Origin of the sequence: Idiomarina sp. H2 (assembly GCF_004364275.1) — a bacterium.
Classification (GTDB): Bacteria; Pseudomonadota; Gammaproteobacteria; order Enterobacterales; family Alteromonadaceae; genus Idiomarina; species Idiomarina loihiensis.
The window spans coordinates 339,982-358,226 of sequence record NZ_SNZY01000002.1; the positions used below are offsets into that span (position 1 = coordinate 339,982).

Genomic DNA, 18,245 nt, shown 5'->3' on the forward strand with positions numbered 1-18,245 from the left:
GGCTTGAGGAGGTTATTAAAATGAAAGACATCGTCATAGTAGATTGTATTCGTACGCCAATGGGGCGTTCAAAAAATGGTGTTTTCCGCCATACTCGTGCCGAAGACCTCTCAGCTGCGCTGATGAAGGGCTTACTTGAGCGTAACCCGGAAGTTGACCCGGAAGAGCTGGAAGACATTTACTGGGGTTGTGTACAACAAACCTTAGAGCAAGGTTTTAACATTGCGCGTAATTCAGCATTAATAGCCGGTATTCCGCATAAAGTGGCCGGTGTAACGGTTAACCGTTTGTGTGGCTCTTCAATGCAGGCATTGCACGACGCTACGCGCGCTATTATGAACGGCGACGGCGATATCTTTATGGCTGGAGGTGTTGAGCACATGGGTCACGTACCAATGACTCACGGAATTGACTTTCACCCGGGCATGAACAAGTCTGTAGCGAAAGCCTCTGGCAGCATGGGTATGACCGCTGAACTGTTATCTCGTAAGTTCGGTATTACCCGCGAACAACAAGACGAATTTGGTGCACGCTCTCACAGAAAAGCGCACGAGGCGACGGTTGAAGGCCGCTTTGCTAAAGAGATTTACGCAATGAATGGCCACAACGCCGACGGCGAACTGGTACGTGTTACTGAAGACGAAGTGATTCGCCCAGAAACCACTGCTGAAGGCTTGTCACAGCTTCGCCCAGTGTTTGACCCTGCTAACGGTACGGTAACCGCTGGTACCTCGTCAGCCTTGTCAGACGGCGCCGCAGCCATGTTGGTTATGTCTGCTGACAAAGCCAAAGAACTGGGTCTGACGCCACGCGTTAAAATCCGTTCAATGGCCGTTGCAGGCTGCGATCCATCCATTATGGGTTACGGACCGGTTCCGGCAACAGAAAAAGCGCTGAAGCGTGCTGGTGTGTCTATTGATGACATCGACGTTGTTGAACTGAACGAAGCCTTTGCCGCACAGTCGCTGCCTGTACTTAAAGGTTTAAAACTGTTCGACAAGATGGAAGAAAAAGTGAACCTGAACGGCGGTGCTATCGCTTTAGGTCACCCATTAGGCTGTTCTGGCGCTCGTATCTCAACCACGCTAATCAACTTAATGGAAGAGAAAGACGCGAAGCTTGGCTTAGCAACCATGTGCATTGGCCTTGGCCAGGGTATTGCTACTGTCTTCGAACGCGTTTAAAAGAAACAGAAAAATTAGGGCGGTTTAACACTTTAACTGCTCAGAGGAAGGGGGGAGCGAAGGCTCGCCCCTTTTTATTGTCAGGAAAGACTCAGAAACACGCCGTGAACCCATCCCTGGGGGCTTGACTGCAGCCATCCATGGCTGCAGACAGTTTCTGAGTCTTTCCCGCCAACAAACAGCGGCGCAATCCATCACTCCCCCTCACCTATTAAGCGCGAAAGTGTTAAACTACCCAGCTGCCCCATTAATCTCTACTTGAACATAATGACTCAAATTGACTGCGACAAAGAACTCGATACCTTAGGCCTTAAATGCCCAGAGCCCGTAATGTTAGTTCGTGCGGCTATTCGCAAAATGTCGGTTGGAGAGGTATTGCTGATTTTTGCGGATGATCCCGCAACAACCCGGGATATTCCGGGCTTTTGCGAGTTTATGGAGCATGAATTGGTTGGTTCTGAAACCGAAGAAATCCCCTACCGCTACTGGGTTAGGAAATCTCATTAATAGCCTGATGCTTAGATGTCAGGCTTTGTCTTTATTCAAGTACATTTCCCAAAACTCGGCCTGACCTACGTCACCTAATTCATAAGGTGCAAAGCCGAAGTTCTCATAGGCTTTTTTCGCCCGGTCATTGTTCTCAAGCACTTCCAGTGTCAGCTTCACGCAACCGCGGAACTCTGCAAGTGTTTTCACTTCTTCAAGAAGTTTACGCGCAACGCCCTGTCCCCGGTACTCTGGAATGACGGCTATGTCATGAATATTCATTAACGGTTTTGCTGCGAAGGTTGAAAAGCCTTCTACACAGTTTGCAACGCCAACCGGAGTGTCACCATCGTAGGCCAGCAAAGAAAACACATGGCCTCGCTTTGCCATTTCATCTATGAGGCTTTCTTTAACTTCATCTGATATGCCTTCACCGCCACCCATTGGGTCTTTGGCATAAGCATCTAACATAGCAATAACGGCATTGCGGTGTTTGGGGTTGCTGTAATCCGCAAGAGTAATTTCTATCATTCTTCCTTCGCTCATTTTACAACGTAAACTGTTTCATTTGGTCAGCAACAGGCTGATAACAATGACAGCTAGTAACATGGTCGTTCACCATACCAACTGCTTGCATAAAAGCATAGCAAATGGTCGGTCCGACAAACTTAAAGCCTTCCTTTTTTAACGCTTTTGCCATGCTTTGGGAAGCTTCTGTTTCTGTTGGGATCTGACTTTGCGCCTGGTGCTCATTAATAATCGGTGAGCCGCCTACAAACTCCCATAACCACCGCTCAAATTTGACGCCCTTTTCTTCCATTCTTAAATACGCTTCAGCGTTAGTAAAAATGGCATCAATTTTGGCCTTGCTACGGATAATATCACGGTTGCTGTACAACAATTCACGATCAGCGTCACTCATTGCCACGATAGCTTGTGGGTCAAAACCTAAAAAGGCTTTCTCATAGCCGGCCTGTTTACGCAGAATGGTTAACCAGCTAAGCCCCGCCTGCTGCCCGTCCAGACACAGTTTGGCAAAAAGTTCTATCGGGTCGCTTACCGGACGCCCCCACACATTGTCATGATAAGCACGGTAGTCGTCAGTAGATTCACACCAGGAACACCGTTCTGGCTGATTATTTGTCATACCTTCCCCTATAACCAAGGCGATTCAGAGGGTATAATCTACGCATATTTCTCGACCTTCGGTCAACCACAAATAACAAAGCAGAGAATGCGTATGTCGACGTACGATGTGAAAACCTTTCAGGGGCTTATTCTTGCTCTTCAGGATTACTGGGCTCAGCAAGGCTGTGCCGTGGTTCAGCCACTGGATATGGAAGTGGGCGCGGGTACCTTTCATCCAATGACCTTTCTGCGCTCATTAGGTCCGGAGCCAGCCAGTTTTGCCTATGTGCAACCCTGCCGCCGCCCGACCGATGGCCGGTATGGTGAAAACCCGAACCGCCTGCAGCACTATTATCAGTTTCAGGTCATTATGAAACCATCGCCTAAGGACATTCAGGAGCTTTATCTGGGGTCTTTAGAAATGCTGGGCTTTGACACACTAACTCACGACATACGCTTTGTAGAAGACAACTGGGAATCGCCTACTCTGGGTGCCTGGGGTCTGGGCTGGGAAGTCTGGCTTAACGGTATGGAGGTCACTCAGTTTACTTATTTCCAGCAGGTAGGCGGTATCGAATGTCGCCCCGTGGCCGGAGAAATCACCTACGGCCTTGAGCGTTTAGCTATGTACATTCAGGGCGTGGACAGCATCTACGACCTGGTCTGGACCGACGGCCCGCGCGGTAAAATCTTGTATCGGGATGTTTTCCATCAGAACGAAGTTGAGCAATCGACTTACAACTTTGAATACGCCGATGTTGATGTGCTGTTCCGCCGCTTCGACGACTGCGAAAAAGAATGTGAGCTGTTAATAGAGAAGTCTCTGGCTTTACCCGCGTACGAGCAGGTTATGCGGGCATCTCACGCCTTTAACTTACTGGATGCCCGACACGCGATATCTGTAACCGAAAGACAGCGCTACATACTTCGCGTCAGAACCATGGCAAAAGCCGTTGCCGAAGTCTATTACCAGACGCGCGAAGCTCTTGGCTTCCCTTTAGCCGACGATAAAAACAAACCAGCAGCGAACTAAGGAGAGCAGAGCGTGCAAAAAGAAAACTTATTGATTGAGTTAGGTACTGAAGAGCTTCCTCCAAAAGCCTTAAAGTCGCTGCGTGACAGCTTAAAGTCGGGTATTGAGTCAGGCTTAAAAAGCGCCGAACTGAGTTTTGATAGCATCAAGGCGTATGCAACCCCTCGCCGACTTGCCGTGCTGGTGAAACAAGTTGAAACCGAACAGCAGGACAAAGAAGTCGAGAAGCGCGGGCCAGCAGTAAATGTAGCCTTTGATGATACCGGTAAGCCAACTAAAGCTGCCGAAGGCTGGGCACGCTCAAACGGCATTACGGTAGAGCAGGCTGACCGGCTTAAAACAGACAAGGGCGAATGGCTGCTGCATAAGGCGACAGTAAAAGGCCAGACACTAGCTGACTTAGTTCAGGGTATCTTAGAAGCAGCAATTAAAGCTCTACCTATCCCAAAACCGATGCGTTGGGGCGACAGCACGGCGCAATTTATTCGTCCTGTGCACACACTCACTGTTATGCTGGGTAGCGAGCTTATTGAAGCTGAAATTCTGGAAACGAAGAGTGCCCGCTTTATCCAGGGTCATCGCTTCCATTCGCCCCAAGGTTTTGAGCTCGACCATGTCGACAACTACCTAACTAAGCTTCATGAAGCGAAAGTGATCGCTAACTTCGAAGAGCGTATTGAAACCATTCAGTCGGAAGTATCACGTCTTGCCTCAGAACTCGGCGGCCAGGTTATTCAGGATGACGAGTTAGTTGAGGAAGTTGCGGCCTTGGTGGAATGGCCGGTTGCTTTAACAGCTAGTTTCGATCAAGGCTTCCTCGCGGTACCAAAAGAGCCGCTTATCGTTACCATGAAAGACGACCAGCGTTACTTTCCGGTGGAAGATGGCAAAGGTAACTTACTGCCACAGTTTATTTTCATTACCAATATTGAAAGCCGTGACCCTCAACAAATCATTAAGGGTAACGAGAAAGTCGTTCGCCCTCGCCTGGCGGATGCACAGTTTTTCTTTGAGTCCGATAAGAAAGTCCCTTTAGAGTCGCGAGTTGCTGCACTGGATTCTGTTCTGTTCCAAAAACAACTGGGTAGTATTGGCGATAAGGCTCGTCGTATATCGGTATTAGCAGGTAAAATTGCAAACCAGTTAACTGCCGACGTAAAAGCCTCAGAACGAGCCGGTCTGCTGTGCAAGGCCGATTTGGTTTCCGATATGGTTTCTGAGTTCCCTGAAACCCAGGGCGTTATGGGTAAACACTATGCGTTAAACGACGGCGAAAGCCCGGTAGTAGCCGAAGCAATAGAACAGCACTACTGGCCTCGTTTTTCCGGTGACGAACTGCCTTTAACTAAAGAGGCTTGTGCCGTTGCTTTAGCTGACAAACTCGACACACTGGTCGGTATATTCGGTATTGGTCAAGTACCTAAAGGTGACCGTGACCCATTCGCTCTGCGCCGTGCCGCTCTTGGCTTATTACGTACCCTGGTAGAACGAGAGCTTTCATTAGACTTGCATGAACTGTTAGCGGCATCCGTCGAAGGTTTTGGTGACAAGCTATCGAATAGCACCGTAGCTAACGATGTTTTCGAATTTCTACTCGGTCGTTTTCGTCCCTGGTACCAGGATCAAGGCATCTCTGTCGATGTTATTCAGTCGGTACTTGCCAGTTCACCGTCTAAGCCAACGGACTTCGACCAAAGAGTAAAGGCGGTTCAGTCATTTAAGTCTATGAATTCTGCTGCCAGCCTTGCCGCAGCCAATAAGCGGGTGGGTAATATCCTGGCAAAATCAGACGAAGAGATATCCGGTAACGTAGATGAAGCTCTTCTACAGGAAGAGTCTGAAACAACACTTTATCGTTTGGTTAAACAGACAGAAGGCACTGTTAAGCCACTTATTGCTGATGGTAAATACAATGACGCCCTCACGCATTTATCCGAGCTTAAAGAGCCTGTGGATGCGTTTTTTGAGCATGTCATGGTCAATGCCGATGACGATAAAGTCCGTATTAACCGCCTGAACTTGTTGTTCCGCTTGCGTCAGCTGTTCTTGGAAATAGCGGATATTTCTTTGCTTCAGTAACTAACGCTTTGATTTTTAATAAATAAAAAGCCGGCTTCATTTTCATGAGCCGGCTTTTTTGTTGCCTGTTGCTAACATCGCTGTTAAGCCTAGACGTCCAAATTGGCAACCTTAAGAGCATTGGATTCAATAAAGGCTCTACGCGGTTCAACTTCATCACCCATTAACGTGGTGAACAGCTGATCTGCGCCAATAGCGTCCTCAATAGTTACCTGAAGCATACGGCGAGTATCAGGGTCCATCGTAGTTTCCCACAGCTGGTCAGGGTTCATTTCGCCCAGACCTTTATAACGCTGAACGTATAAACCTCGCTTGGATTCACCAATAAGCCATTCCACAGCTTCAACGAAGTGTGTAACTGGCTGCTTCTTCTCACCGCGAAGCACATAGCCACCCGGCTCAACCAAAGAGTCGATCTCTTCGCCAAGCGTCACTATTTGTTCGTAGTCTTTAGACATTAAGAATTCATAGTTCAGCGGGTAATCTGTGTCGACACCGTGTTGACGAATCGTCGTCGAAGGTAACCACATCTTGCGTTCAGTATCTTCATGCAAAGAAACGGTATAAGTTGCCGAATTAATTTCACGGGCAGTTAGGTCATCGTTTAATGTTTTAACCCACTTCTCCATGTAATCTTTATCTTTCAAACGATCATCCGTTAAACGAGGCGCATAGAACAGACGCTGTAAGAAACGCTCAGGCATACGACGACTTAAACGCTTAATATTTTCCTGCGCCATCTGATAGCCGTTAACCAAAGTTTCGAGCTTCTCACCAGAAATACCTGGCGCAGTTTCATTAACGTGCAGCGATGCATTATCCAGAGCCAAACTGGTTAGATAGCGGATCAATGCAGGGTCATCTTTAATATAAACTTCCTGCTTGCCCTTCTTCACTTTGTAAAGCGGGGGCTGAGCAATATAGATGTATCCGCGCTCAATAATTTCAGGCATTTGACGATAGAAGAACGTCAGCAACAAAGTTCGAATGTGTGATCCATCAACGTCCGCATCCGTCATAATAATAATACGGTGATAACGTGTTTTATCCGGGTTGTACTCATCACGGCCAATACCACAGCCCATAGCAGTAATTAATGTACCAACCTCGACGGAAGACAGCATTTTGTCAAACCGCGCTTTCTCTACGTTAAGAATTTTACCTTTAAGTGGCAAAATCGCCTGGTTTTTACGGTTACGACCCTGTTTAGCGGAGCCGCCTGCAGAGTCACCCTCCACAATATAAAGTTCAGACAGTGCCGGGTCTTTTTCCTGACAATCTGCCAATTTACCGGGTAAACCTGCAATATCCAGAGCACCTTTACGGCGTGTCATTTCACGTGCTTTACGAGCGGCTTCACGAGCTCTTGCTGCATCAATAATTTTATTGATAATCAGTTTCGCTTCGCCTGGGTTTTCTAATAAATAGTCCGCCAACTGCTCGTTCATTGTCTGCTCAACAGCCGACTTCACTTCTGAAGAAACCAGCTTGTCTTTTGTTTGAGACGAAAACTTAGGATCAGGAACTTTAACAGAAATAATGGCGGTCAGACCTTCACGCGCATCGTCACCCGTTGCAGAGGTTTTTGATTTTTTATTATAACCCTCTTTCTCCATGTAGGTGTTCAGTGTACGCGTCAAAGCAGCACGGAAGCCGGCTAAGTGTGTACCACCATCACGCTGCGGAATGTTGTTGGTAAAACAATAGATGTTTTCCTGGAATGAATCATTCCACTGCATGCTGACTTCAACACCAATACCGTCTTCTCTTTGTATTGTGAAGTAAAAGGCTTTCTGGTGAATTGGCGTTTTATTCTTATTCAAATAATTAACAAAGGCAGCAATACCGCCTTCGTATTTAAATAAATCTTCGCGGTCGTCACGCTCATCGCGCAACCGAATGCCAACACCTGAATTCAGGAACGACAGTTCGCGCAAACGCTTAGCCAGAATATCGTAGTGGAATTCAGTATTGGTAAAAGTTTCGTGGCTTGGCCAAAAACGCAGTTCTGTACCTGTTGTCTCGGTATCGCCAACAGGTTTTACATCGCTGTCAGGCTCACCCATATGATAAGTCTGCTCGTAAACCTGGCCTTGTCGACGAATGGTCAACTGCAGTTTTTCAGATAGCGCGTTTACAACAGAGATACCCACCCCGTGCAGACCACCGGATACTTTATAAGAGTTATCGTCGAACTTACCGCCGGCGTGCAATACGGTCATAATAACCTGAGCAGCTGAAACACCTTCTTCTTCATGTATATCAACTGGAATTCCACGACCATCATCTTTCACACTAACAGAACCGTCAGAGTGGATGATAACCATAATTTCTGAACAGTGACCCGCTAAGGCCTCGTCAATAGAGTTATCGACAACTTCAAAAACCATGTGGTGCAAACCAGTTCCATCATCCGTGTCACCAATGTACATACCTGGGCGTTTGCGAACCGCATCCAACCCTTTCAGAACCTTGATACTCGATGAACCGTAATTATTTTCTTCCATAGTATTATCTCGATATCATTCGTTTATTACCCCATGTTCCACGTGGAACATTCGGGGTGATTTTTGAAATTTATCCGACAACTGCTTTCCAGTAATTGCGGTGATAAACACTTGTGCGTCTAGATTTTCTAACTCACGACAGAGTAACGCCTGATTTTTTGAATCAAGCTCTGACGTTAAATCATCGACTAAATAAATGCAGGGTTGCCTTTTTATTTTTTGGTAATGCTTCCCTTGCGCTAACTTTAAAGCGGTTATCGCGGTCTTTAATTGCCCGCGAGACAGGCGATGTTTTACTTCCACCCCATCCGCTATCACTTTTATATCTGCCTTATGTGCCCCAACTGAGGTAAAGCCGTATTTCTTATCTTTCTCTGTATGGCTTTCTAAGGCGTCAAATAAGCTTTGGCTAGTATCCCAGCCCGATTTTAATCGAACCTCCATTGTAACATCGGAGAGAAAAGATTTCGCTAGTTCTTGTATATAATCATTCAGTTCTTCTAGGTATTTTTCGCGACTTTTACTAATGCGCTCGCCATAATAGGCTAACTGCTCTTTCCAATATCGATCTTCTCTTACAGGAAGCGAGCGCTGCTTGAGTAAACTGTTTCTTTGTTTTAGGAGCTGAGTGTACGCAACCCAGTCAGAATAAAAGGAGTGTTCCACGTGGAACACTCCCCAATCTATAAACTGTCTTCTCTGTCCTGGACCTTCCAACAATATATCGACGGACTCAGGCGTTAATAATTGTACCGGTACCAAACGCGCAACATCAGACATGCGCTGAACGTTGGCACCATTCAACCTAAGCGACTGTTCACCATCGGTACTGCGTCTTACACCTATAGCGTAATCTTGGGAACGGCAAAATACAGTAAAGCCCGGGTTCCCTTCTTTAATCAACTGACGAAAACCACCCGGCCGAAAAGAACGACCAAAACCGAGTAAATAGATAGCTTCAAGCAGACTGGTTTTTCCGGAACCATTATCGCCGGTTATGATATTAATTTTGGGGCTGGGAGATAAAGCCACTTCTGAAAAATTTCGGAAGTGGCTTAAATTCAACGTCTCAATGAACATTTACGAGGCAGGGTTACAAACGCATCGGCATAATGACGTAACAGCAAGAGTCGTCGTGCTGAGGTTCAATTAATGCACTACTATTTGAGTCAGACAGAGTAAAAGAAACTTGTTCGTCATCAATGTTATTTAAGACATCTAGCAAATAGCTAACGTTGAAGCCAATTTCCAGATCATCACCTTGATAATCCACTTCTATTACTTCTTCCGCTTGTTCCTGCTCGGGGTTCGTTGCCGTAATGCAAAGTTCACCACTACTCAAGTTCAAACGCACACCGCGAAACTTTTCATTAGAGAGAATGGATGCACGCCCAAAGGACTGCCGCAACGCATCGCGATGGGCAACAATAACTTTGTCTCCTCCGCTCGGTAAGACACGACGGTAATCAGGGAAACGACCATCTACCAGCTTACTTGTAAAAACAAGCTCTGGTGTTTCAACACGAATATGGTTGTTTCCTATCGACACTGACACTTCCTGATCGTCGTCACCTAACAACCTAAGTAACTCGACCACGCCTTTGCGCGGAACAATAACCTGGCGTTGGGCCAAACCTGGCTGATCAATAGCACAAGTGCTCATGGCTAAACGGTGGCCGTCGGTCGCTACGGAACGCAACATGCCGTTATCGGTTTCGAACAACATGCCGTTTAAATAATAACGCACGTCCTGATTCGCCATGGAGAAATGCGTTTTCAACATTAAATCTTTTAATACCGCCTGCTCAGTTACCAGGTGGATATCGCTTTTCCAGTCGTCGATATTTGGAAAGTCATCTGAAGATAAGGTACTCAATTTAAATTTACTGCGACCAGACTTAACCGTGGCACTGTCTTCCTGCGAGGTAAACTCGATGGTCGAGCCTTCAGGCAGACTGCGCACAATATCCAGCAACTTTTTCGCTGGTACAGTAACGGCCGCATCCATATCAGCTGATTCGAGCGGTACAGCCGAAACCAGTTCAACCTCAAGGTCTGTTCCGGTTAGTTTAAGCTGGCCATTATCGACCTGAAGCAACAAATTCGACAATATTGGTAAGGTATGCCGCCGTTCAACAGCGCCACTTACAACCTGCAGCGGCTTTAAAAAAGCATCGCGGTTAATTGAAAATTTCATGACTGAGTCCCCTGTTTATAACGACATACTTTTATGACGACAATGTGCGAATAAGATTTCGATAATCTTCTTTAATGTCGTGCTGCGCATCTTTTAATTCTTGTATCTTCCGACAAGCATGCAAAACCGTTGTGTGATCACGACCGCCGAATGCGTCGCCTATCTCCGGTAAGCTATGATTGGTCAATTCCTTAGCTAACGCCATCGCTAACTGGCGAGGGCGCGCTACAGAGCGGCTACGGCGTTTTGATAAAATATCGGCTAACTTAATATTGTAGTATTCCGCTACCGTCTTCTGAATATTGTCAATAGTAACTAATTTTTCCTGGGCGGCAATTAAGTCACGCAAAGCTTCACGTACAAAATCAATAGTTATAGGCCGGCCAGTGAGTTGCACATTTGCGACAACCCGGTTCAATGCCCCTTCTAGCTCACGAACGTTTGAACGTAAACGTTTAGCAATGAAAAAAGCCACTTCGTGAGGCATATTCAAACCACGTTCGTCAGCTTTGCGCATTAAAATAGCCACCCGCGTTTCTAATTCCGGGGGCTCAATGGCAATGGTAAGGCCCCAGCCAAAACGTGACTTCAGCCGATCTTCTACTCCGTCTATTTCCTTGGGGTAGAGATCGCTGGTCATAATAATTTGCTGGTTACCTTCCAACAACGCATTAAAGGTATGGAAAAACTCTTCCTGCGAGCCTTTTTTATTAGCAAAGAAGTGAATGTCATCAATCAATAACGCATCGACCGAACGATAGTAACGCTTAAACTCGTTGGTTGAACTGTTACGAATAGAGTTCACCATGTCCTGAACAAAGCGTTCGGCCCGAATGTAAAACACCTTGGCATCCTTTTTATGCGCCATAATGCCATTACCAACCGCATGCAAAAGGTGAGTTTTACCTAAGCCGGTACCACCATAAACAAACAGTGGGTTATAAACGCCACCCGGGTTTTCAGCCACCTGAATAGCCGCTGCCCGTGCAAGCTGGTTTGATTTACCCTCTACAAAGTTATCAAAGGTGTATTCCGGGTGAATATTGCTTTCAAAAGGAACTTCCACATCGGTATTAGCTGACGAAAAGTTAGGTGTTTTTCTGCGGGTTGCAGCCGCCCGTTGTGGTGAGCCGCTATCTCGTTGTGTTGGTGAAGCTTCCCCAACTTTTAAAACCACGTTAGGCACTTTGTCATCACACAAAGCTTCTAAATAGGTATTAATGGTTTTCAGGTACTTATCACGCACCCAGTCTACCGAATAAATATTCGGAGCAAACAAGGTTAATGTTTCGCCATTTAGTTTGGCTTGTAGGGGTCTGATCCACGTGTTGAACTGCTGTAACGGTAACTCCGATTGCAGTCGCTCTGCACATTGTTGCCAAAGCGAATTATTCACACTCTTCTCCTGGATCGTTTCTTTATAAACATAACCAAAGATTGTACTTCACTCAGCGAATATTCGCTAGCATAAACTGCCTGAAAACAGCGTCAATAAAGGAGTTAAAAAATAGCCATTCAAACCATAACTGGCGCATAAATTGCTTAAAAGCTGACAATGCCGCAAAACACGAAAACACAGCAAACAGTGAATAACTGTTATTTTATCCACATTATTAATGTTATAATCTCAGCAGATTGTGGATGATATTATTTTAGGATTTATTGCCTAAAAAAGCCTCTGGTCATTGACTCAACGAGAAAAGATCGGTAAGATCCGCGCTCTAAAAAATTCCGTTCACGTTTGGTTTCAACTTATTCGGCCAGCGTGGGAAATAGCAAACTGACCGATGGAATATTAGTTATGAAAAGAACATTTCAACCAAGCGTATTAAAACGCAAGCGTTCACACGGTTTCCGTGCTCGCATGGCAACAAAAAATGGCCGCAAAGTACTGGCTCGTCGCCGTGCACGTGGTCGTAAAGTACTGAGTGCATAAAAGTATCTCATACGGAAGGGAGTTACGTCTGTTAACTCCCTCTCATTTCCAGACTGTATTCTCAAACCCTCCTGTAAAAGCCGTTACTGCTCATGTCACTATGTTGGCAACCCCCAATGAGTTAGGACATCCACGTATTGGTGTTACCGTCAGCAAAAAGCGAGCTAAGCGCGCCGTTGACCGAAACCGCATAAAACGACAAATACGTGAAACCTTCCGTTTAAGCCAACATAAAATTCCCGCTTTCGACATTGTAATTATTGCTAAGCAGGGTATTGTCGAGCAGGATAACGCCGCATTACGGGATACGTTGAATTATTTATGGCGAAAATTAGCAAAGCGTTGCGAACAATACCAATCGCGTTCATAAAGGTTTACCAGTGGTTTATTAGTCCACTGCTGGGCCCGCGTTGTCGTTTTTATCCATCTTGCTCACATTATGCCTGTGAGGCCATACAAAAACACGGTACAATCCGTGGCATTGGCCTTGCTGCTGTTCGAATCAGTAAATGTCACCCAGCTCATGAGGGCGGCTATGACCCGGTTCCACTTGCTAAGCAAGACGTCAAGCCAGAAAATAACAGCGAATCCGAATCTTTACTAAATCAGCCAACAGAGACGAAATCACTATGAATTCGCCACGCACGATATTATTTATTGCCTTTTTAGTGGTGTCTTTCTTCCTATACCAGAATTGGATGGTGGAAACCGCACCCGGAACAAAAGCACCTGAAAACGTTACCTCAACACAATCGAGCAATAACGCTGATAACAGCGATGTGCCCTCAGGCAGTTCAGCCGTTTCGGCAGACGTCCCGGAAAGTGACCAGCCGGTTGTGAACCAGCGGTCTGAAACCACAATTAGCGTTCGCACCGACGTGTTAGATGTTGAAATAGATACCCGCGGTGGTGATGTTGTTTCGACTCACTTACTCAAGTTTGCGAAAACTCAGGGTTCTGAAGAACGCTTTCAACTTCTGCAAAACAGTTCAAACAACGTTTACGTCGCTCAGTCAGGCCTAATTGGCCCGGACGGAATTGATGGCAAAGACGGCCGCCCTTCTTATAACTACGAACAAGAAAGCTACGAGTCTACAAGCGAGGTTATTGAAGTTCCTTTAACCTATACGGCTGAGAACGGCGCTGTTTATCGTAAAGTATTTACCTTCACGCCAGGAAAATACACTGTTGATGTTCGGTACGAAGTAGAAAATAACACCAGCAAAACGCTTGAAACTCAATTTTACGGCCAATTAAAACGTTCCGTACACTCAGGCGAAAGTGGCAGTATGATCATGCCTACCTATTTTGGTGCAGCTTATTCCTACGATGAAGACAAGTTCGAAAAATACGATTTCGACAGCATGCAGGACAAAAAGCTGAACGTTACTTCGCAAACTGGTTGGGTCGGAATGCTTGAGCACTATTTCGTGTCAGCCTGGGTGCCGAAACAAGGTCAGCAAAATCGTCTTTATTCTCGAGTAGCCAATGGCAGCCAGGCAATTATCGGTGTCATTTATCCAATGACTGATATTCAGCCAGGCAGCTCCAAAACGATTGAGTCTCAAGTATTTCTGGGTCCAAAAGACCAAGACGCCATGGCTGAAGTCGTCGAGTATCTGGACTTAACCGTCGACTATGGTTTCCTATGGTGGTTAGCTCAACCGATATTCAAACTGCTGCAGTTCTTACAAAGCATCGTTATTAACTGGGGTCTGGCTATTATCCTGACCACAGTTATTGTTAAAGCGCTATTGTTCCCGCTAACTAAGGCACAATACGTTTCAATGGCTAAGATGCGCATGCTGCAGCCAAAAATGACGGCTCTGCGTGAACGTTATGGTGACGACCGACAGAAGATGTCAGGCGCCATGATGAAGCTCTACAAAGAGGAAAAAGTAAATCCTCTGGGCGGCTGTCTGCCTATGCTGTTGCAGCTTCCAATCTTCCTGGCGCTATACTGGGTGCTATTGGAAAGTGTTGAGCTGCGCCATTCTGCTTTTGTGTTCTGGATACAGGATCTGTCAACCAAAGACCCATACTACATCCTGCCTATTTTAATGGGTGCCAGTATGTTCTTAATGCAGCGACTGCAGCCAACACCGACGGCTGACCCAATGCAACAGAAACTGTTTCAGTATATGCCGGTTATCTTTACCGTATTCTTCCTGTGGTTCCCATCGGGTCTGGTACTGTACTGGCTGGTCAGTAACTTGATTACCATTGCACAAATGCTGATCATTTACCGTGGGTTAGAAAAGAAAGGGATTAACGTTCGAAACAAGAAGTAGTCCAGCATTAAGGCCCGGCTAATGCCGGGCTTTAGTCCTTTTGGGAGCAGCAAAAATGCAAACTGAAACAGATTTTGACGACACCATAGTAGCTCAGGCAACGCCTCCCGGACGCGGCGGTGTTGGTATTGTTCGCGTGAGCGGAAAAGCCTGTAAAGAGGTTGCAGAAAAGCTGTTAGGTCACTGCCCCAAGCCTCGTAAAGCAGAGTACCTGCCGTTTTACGATTTACAGAAACAACTGTTGGACGAAGGCATAGCGCTCTTTTTCCTGGGTCCAAACTCCTTTACCGGAGAAGATGTCTTAGAACTGCAAGGCCATGGTGGGCCGGTTATTATCGATATGATAATTCGAGCAATACTGGAAATTCCCGGTATTCGCCCTGCTCGTCCCGGTGAGTTTAGCGAACGAGCATTCTTAAACGACAAGCTCGATCTCACCCAGGCAGAAGCCATTGCCGACCTAATTGATACCAACTCAGAGCAGGCCGCAAAAGCCGCCTTACAAAGCCTAAAAGGTGAGTTTTCTCATAAAATTGATCAGTTGGTAGACGCCGTTATTCACCTGAGAATATACGTTGAAGCGGCTATCGACTTTCCTGATGAAGAAATCGATTTTCTTTCCGATGGCAAAGTATCCGGCGATTTAGCTGAAATTATCGACCAGCTGTTCCACATAGAACAGGAAGCCAAGCAAGGCACGCTCATGCGCGAAGGCATGCGCATTGTTATTGCCGGACGCCCCAATGCGGGTAAGTCCAGCTTGCTTAACGCGCTGGCGGGTCGTGAATCAGCTATTGTAACGGAAATAGCAGGAACCACTCGCGATGTTCTGCGGGAGCACATTCAAATAGACGGTATGCCGCTGCATATTATCGATACCGCAGGTTTACGCGAAAGCCCTGACCATGTTGAGAAAATTGGTATTGAACGCGCCTGGGATGAAATACGCCAGGCTGACCGCGTGCTGTTTATGGTCGACAGTCAGGAAACCTCTGCCATTCATCCCGACGATATTTGGCCAGAATTTTTCGCACAATTACCCGAGGACATGCCCTACACCGTTATTCGCAATAAAGTCGATTTATCGGAAGAGCCCACGGGTATAGATGAACACAATAACATTCCAGTTATTCATCTCTCCGCCAAAACCGGGCATGGCATTGAATTGCTTAGAGAGCACCTAAAACATTGTGTTGGTTACAGCGCAACCTCCGAAGGCAGTTTCATGGCAAGACGCCGCCATTTAGAGGCCCTGGCAAAAGCGAAACTCCACTTACTGCAAGGTCAGGAACAGTTAGAAGCCAATATGGCCGGCGAAATACTCGCCGAAGAACTGCGTCTAACTCAGCAGCACCTCAATGAAATTACCGGCGAATTCACTTCTGATGACCTCCTTGGCCAGATTTTTGGTTCGTTTTGTATCGGTAAATAAAGCTTTTTCTTAGTCGTACAACTAAGGGGCACCAGTGAAAGACAAGTTAGCGCAATGGGGGTTTGACTATGTTCGCCTGCGGTTTGGCTTCCGAACCGGCGTTGCTGCCTGCTTATCTCTTATTATTGCCTGGGCTATGGGCTTAGAGCATCCTCAATGGTCTGCTATGACGGTTTGGGCTGTTTCCCAGCCAACTCGTGGTCTTCTTATAGAAAAGGCCGCATACCGGGCGTTAGGCACTCTTTTAGGGACTATGTTCGGTATGGTGCTGGTTGTTTCTGCCAGTGGCGAAATCATTTGGCTGGTGGCGGGCTTAACTCTGTGGGTATCGCTTTGTGTCTACACGGGCAATTTACTGCACGGGCTTATTTCTTACGGCACCATACTTGCCGGGTATTCAGCTTCCATGGTGGTGTTGCTAACACAAAACCCTGACGCACTTATGCCCCTCGGAATTGACCGTCTACTCACGGTTTTTGTCGGCATTATGACATCACTCGTTATTGGCTGGGCTTTTACTTATAAAAGAGCGGAACAAAGCTTAATTAACCAACTTCGCCGACAAACCGCAGCTAACTTGCACGATATTAGTCGTTACTTCGCCGAACCGGATAATAACGATTTAAACCTTGCCGATAAGTTATCAAAACTGGCGGCCCTCGAAGCTCAACTACTCGATCACGGCACCGGCTCTGTCAGTGCTCATGAATCGGCCAAAACGTTACGCTTGGTCATTAACAGCCAACTGGGATTTCTGGCTGAACTGAATATTCAGGAGCCAGAAAAAAACAAAAAAGTAAGCGATTACTTACTCGACGCGTCAAATAAATTAAATGCTTCCGCTAAACGTTCCGAAATTGTAGAACCTCTCAAAACTGCTCTGGAATCCATTAAAAACACCGCGTTGAAAAAGCGCTTTAATGAATTCGTTGAAGCAACCAATGACCGGTTATCTTTTCGTGATTCGGGCAAAACTGCTACTTCCACCTTACTCAGCAAAACCATTTTGCACCGCGACTGGTTGGGTGCACGCCAAGCCGCCATACGAACGTTAGTTATTATGGGGCTCATTGGCGCAAGCTGGTGGTATACCGGATTATTTCAGTTCGCTTATTTAATGCTGGGCGCATCGGTTATGTTGACGCTGTTTTCCACCGCAGACAACCCGGCATTAACCATGAGATATGTGTTTTTCGGGCAGTGCGCCGGCGCGCTGACAGCGGTGCTTATACAGGCAACGGTCTGGCAGTACCAGGGCTCCATTTTATGGATGCTGGTTGCTTTAATGCCGGTTATTTTGCTGGCGGGTTTTCCTATGTCACATCAAAAAACAGCGAACGGCAGCATGGATTTCAACCTGGTCTTTCTACTGTTAATGCAGCCCTCTATCGGTTATTCGTTCCACCTTAGTCATTCTGCGAGTATCGCTCTGGCTGTAGTGGCCGCCCCTCTTCTTTCGTTAGTTGCTTATCGGCTTATTTATCCAACCAATTTAAAAGCGCGTTATCTAAGCTTACTGCAAACTCTGACCGAAGAAATTAACCAACTGAACAAAACAAAACTCACCGAAAGCCAGTACAACCGGCGTAAAGCACGTTTCTACCATCGCGTAATAAAGCTTACCCAAATTAGCGACAAACTGGGAATGAAAGACAAAAACGCCATTCTCGGGCACCTTTTAACCGGTCAGAAGCGACTAAATTCCACCGGCTAACTCAACCTTTTTAGCGCGCGGCCAACGTTTAATTTCATATTCACGCTGGCATGCTTTAGTTCGGTTCGGGTGTTTCTCACTCCAGACAAGCACCACAGGACGACGAGCTCGTGTGTACTTAGCGCCTTTTTTATCGTCCGTATTATGCTCATTCACACGCCGTTCAATGTCCGTTGTGACACCGGTATAGAACGTATTGTCTGCACATTTAATTAGATAAACCGCCCAGCTCACGACTTGAACTCTCTCCTGCTAAAC

Annotated in this window: 17 protein-coding genes; 10 read left to right on the plus strand and 7 right to left on the minus strand. The window is 46.5% G+C overall.

Translation table 11 applies throughout. The features are described 5' to 3' along the window. The first annotated feature begins 20 nt into the window (after positions 1 to 20). Together fadA and tusA are read left to right on the plus strand one after the other, a co-directional pair. Positions 21 to 1,184 carry an acetyl-CoA C-acyltransferase FadA gene (fadA, locus tag DET62_RS03750; RefSeq protein WP_011233274.1) on the plus strand — a complete coding sequence of 388 codons (1,164 nt, stop codon included), beginning with the start codon at positions 21 to 23 and terminating at the stop codon, positions 1,182 to 1,184. Positions 1,185 to 1,451: 267 nt separating this feature from the next. Continuing rightward, positions 1,452 to 1,691, plus strand: coding sequence for a sulfurtransferase TusA (gene tusA, locus DET62_RS03755; RefSeq protein ID WP_110012851.1), 240 nt, complete (start codon positions 1,452 to 1,454; stop codon positions 1,689 to 1,691). 18 nt (positions 1,692 to 1,709) lie between these two features. On the opposite strand, the gene DET62_RS03760 is transcribed toward tusA, so the two are convergent. Together DET62_RS03760 and DET62_RS03765 are read right to left on the minus strand one after the other, a co-directional pair. After that, entirely contained in the window at positions 1,710 to 2,201 is a 492-nt protein-coding gene (locus DET62_RS03760; RefSeq protein WP_110012850.1) for a GNAT family N-acetyltransferase, read from the minus strand. Between the two features lie 16 nt (positions 2,202 to 2,217). After that, complete coding sequence (locus DET62_RS03765; protein ID WP_110012849.1) at positions 2,218 to 2,817, minus strand: DNA-3-methyladenine glycosylase I; 600 nt, start codon at positions 2,815 to 2,817, stop codon at positions 2,218 to 2,220. Between the two features lie 93 nt (positions 2,818 to 2,910). On the opposite strand from DET62_RS03765, the gene glyQ reads away from it, so the two are divergent. Continuing rightward, entirely contained in the window at positions 2,911 to 3,831 is a 921-nt protein-coding gene (glyQ, locus tag DET62_RS03770; RefSeq protein ID WP_016341241.1) for a glycine--tRNA ligase subunit alpha, read from the plus strand. Positions 3,832 to 3,843: 12 nt separating this feature from the next. After that, a complete protein-coding gene (gene glyS, locus DET62_RS03775) occupies positions 3,844 to 5,910 on the plus strand; it encodes a glycine--tRNA ligase subunit beta (RefSeq protein ID WP_110012848.1) in 2,067 nt (688 codons plus the stop codon). A gap of 89 nt (positions 5,911 to 5,999) precedes the next feature. Here glyS and gyrB read toward each other — a convergent pair whose 3' ends face one another. The 4 genes from gyrB to dnaA are packed head-to-tail and all read right to left on the minus strand — an operon-like array spanning position 6,000 to position 12,010. Beyond that, positions 6,000 to 8,417, minus strand: coding sequence for a DNA topoisomerase (ATP-hydrolyzing) subunit B (gyrB, locus tag DET62_RS03780; RefSeq protein WP_110012847.1), 2,418 nt, complete (start codon positions 8,415 to 8,417; stop codon positions 6,000 to 6,002). Positions 8,418 to 8,432: 15 nt separating this feature from the next. Next, a complete protein-coding gene (gene recF, locus DET62_RS03785; RefSeq protein ID WP_110012846.1) occupies positions 8,433 to 9,497 on the minus strand; it encodes a DNA replication/repair protein RecF in 1,065 nt (354 codons plus the stop codon). A gap of 13 nt (positions 9,498 to 9,510) precedes the next feature. After that, a complete protein-coding gene (gene dnaN, locus DET62_RS03790; RefSeq protein WP_110012845.1) occupies positions 9,511 to 10,614 on the minus strand; it encodes a DNA polymerase III subunit beta in 1,104 nt (367 codons plus the stop codon). Positions 10,615 to 10,645: 31 nt separating this feature from the next. After that, on the minus strand, positions 10,646 to 12,010 hold the full coding sequence (gene dnaA / locus DET62_RS03795; RefSeq protein WP_110012844.1) for a chromosomal replication initiator protein DnaA: 1,365 nt from the start codon (positions 12,008 to 12,010) through the stop codon (positions 10,646 to 10,648). A gap of 405 nt (positions 12,011 to 12,415) precedes the next feature. On the opposite strand from dnaA, the gene rpmH reads away from it, so the two are divergent. Genes rpmH through DET62_RS03825 form a run of 6 tightly spaced genes read left to right on the plus strand, consistent with a single transcriptional unit; the run spans position 12,416 to position 17,987 of the window. Then, complete coding sequence (gene rpmH / locus DET62_RS03800) at positions 12,416 to 12,550, plus strand: 50S ribosomal protein L34 (RefSeq protein WP_011235863.1); 135 nt, start codon at positions 12,416 to 12,418, stop codon at positions 12,548 to 12,550. After that, entirely contained in the window at positions 12,543 to 12,920 is a 378-nt protein-coding gene (gene rnpA / locus DET62_RS03805; protein WP_110012843.1) for a ribonuclease P protein component, read from the plus strand. The genes rpmH and rnpA overlap by 8 nt, the downstream gene beginning before the upstream one ends. Then, the gene (yidD, locus tag DET62_RS03810; RefSeq protein ID WP_110012842.1) at positions 12,872 to 13,183 is read left to right on the plus strand and encodes a membrane protein insertion efficiency factor YidD; all 312 of its coding nucleotides are present in this window, start codon (positions 12,872 to 12,874) and stop codon (positions 13,181 to 13,183) included. The genes rnpA and yidD overlap by 49 nt, the downstream gene beginning before the upstream one ends. Continuing rightward, a complete protein-coding gene (gene yidC, locus DET62_RS03815) occupies positions 13,180 to 14,841 on the plus strand; it encodes a membrane protein insertase YidC (protein ID WP_110012841.1) in 1,662 nt (553 codons plus the stop codon). Before yidD ends, yidC begins: the two co-directional genes overlap by 4 nt. 55 nt (positions 14,842 to 14,896) lie before the next feature. After that, entirely contained in the window at positions 14,897 to 16,273 is a 1,377-nt protein-coding gene (gene mnmE, locus DET62_RS03820; protein WP_110012840.1) for a tRNA uridine-5-carboxymethylaminomethyl(34) synthesis GTPase MnmE, read from the plus strand. A gap of 34 nt (positions 16,274 to 16,307) precedes the next feature. After that, on the plus strand, positions 16,308 to 17,987 hold the full coding sequence (locus DET62_RS03825; protein WP_110012839.1) for an FUSC family protein: 1,680 nt from the start codon (positions 16,308 to 16,310) through the stop codon (positions 17,985 to 17,987). Here the strand turns inward: DET62_RS03825 and DET62_RS03830 are convergent. Continuing rightward, complete coding sequence (locus DET62_RS03830) at positions 17,970 to 18,221, minus strand: GIY-YIG nuclease family protein (protein WP_110012838.1); 252 nt, start codon at positions 18,219 to 18,221, stop codon at positions 17,970 to 17,972. The two genes, DET62_RS03825 and DET62_RS03830, sit on opposite strands and share 18 nt — an antisense overlap. Between the last annotated feature and the right edge of the window lie 24 nt (positions 18,222 to 18,245).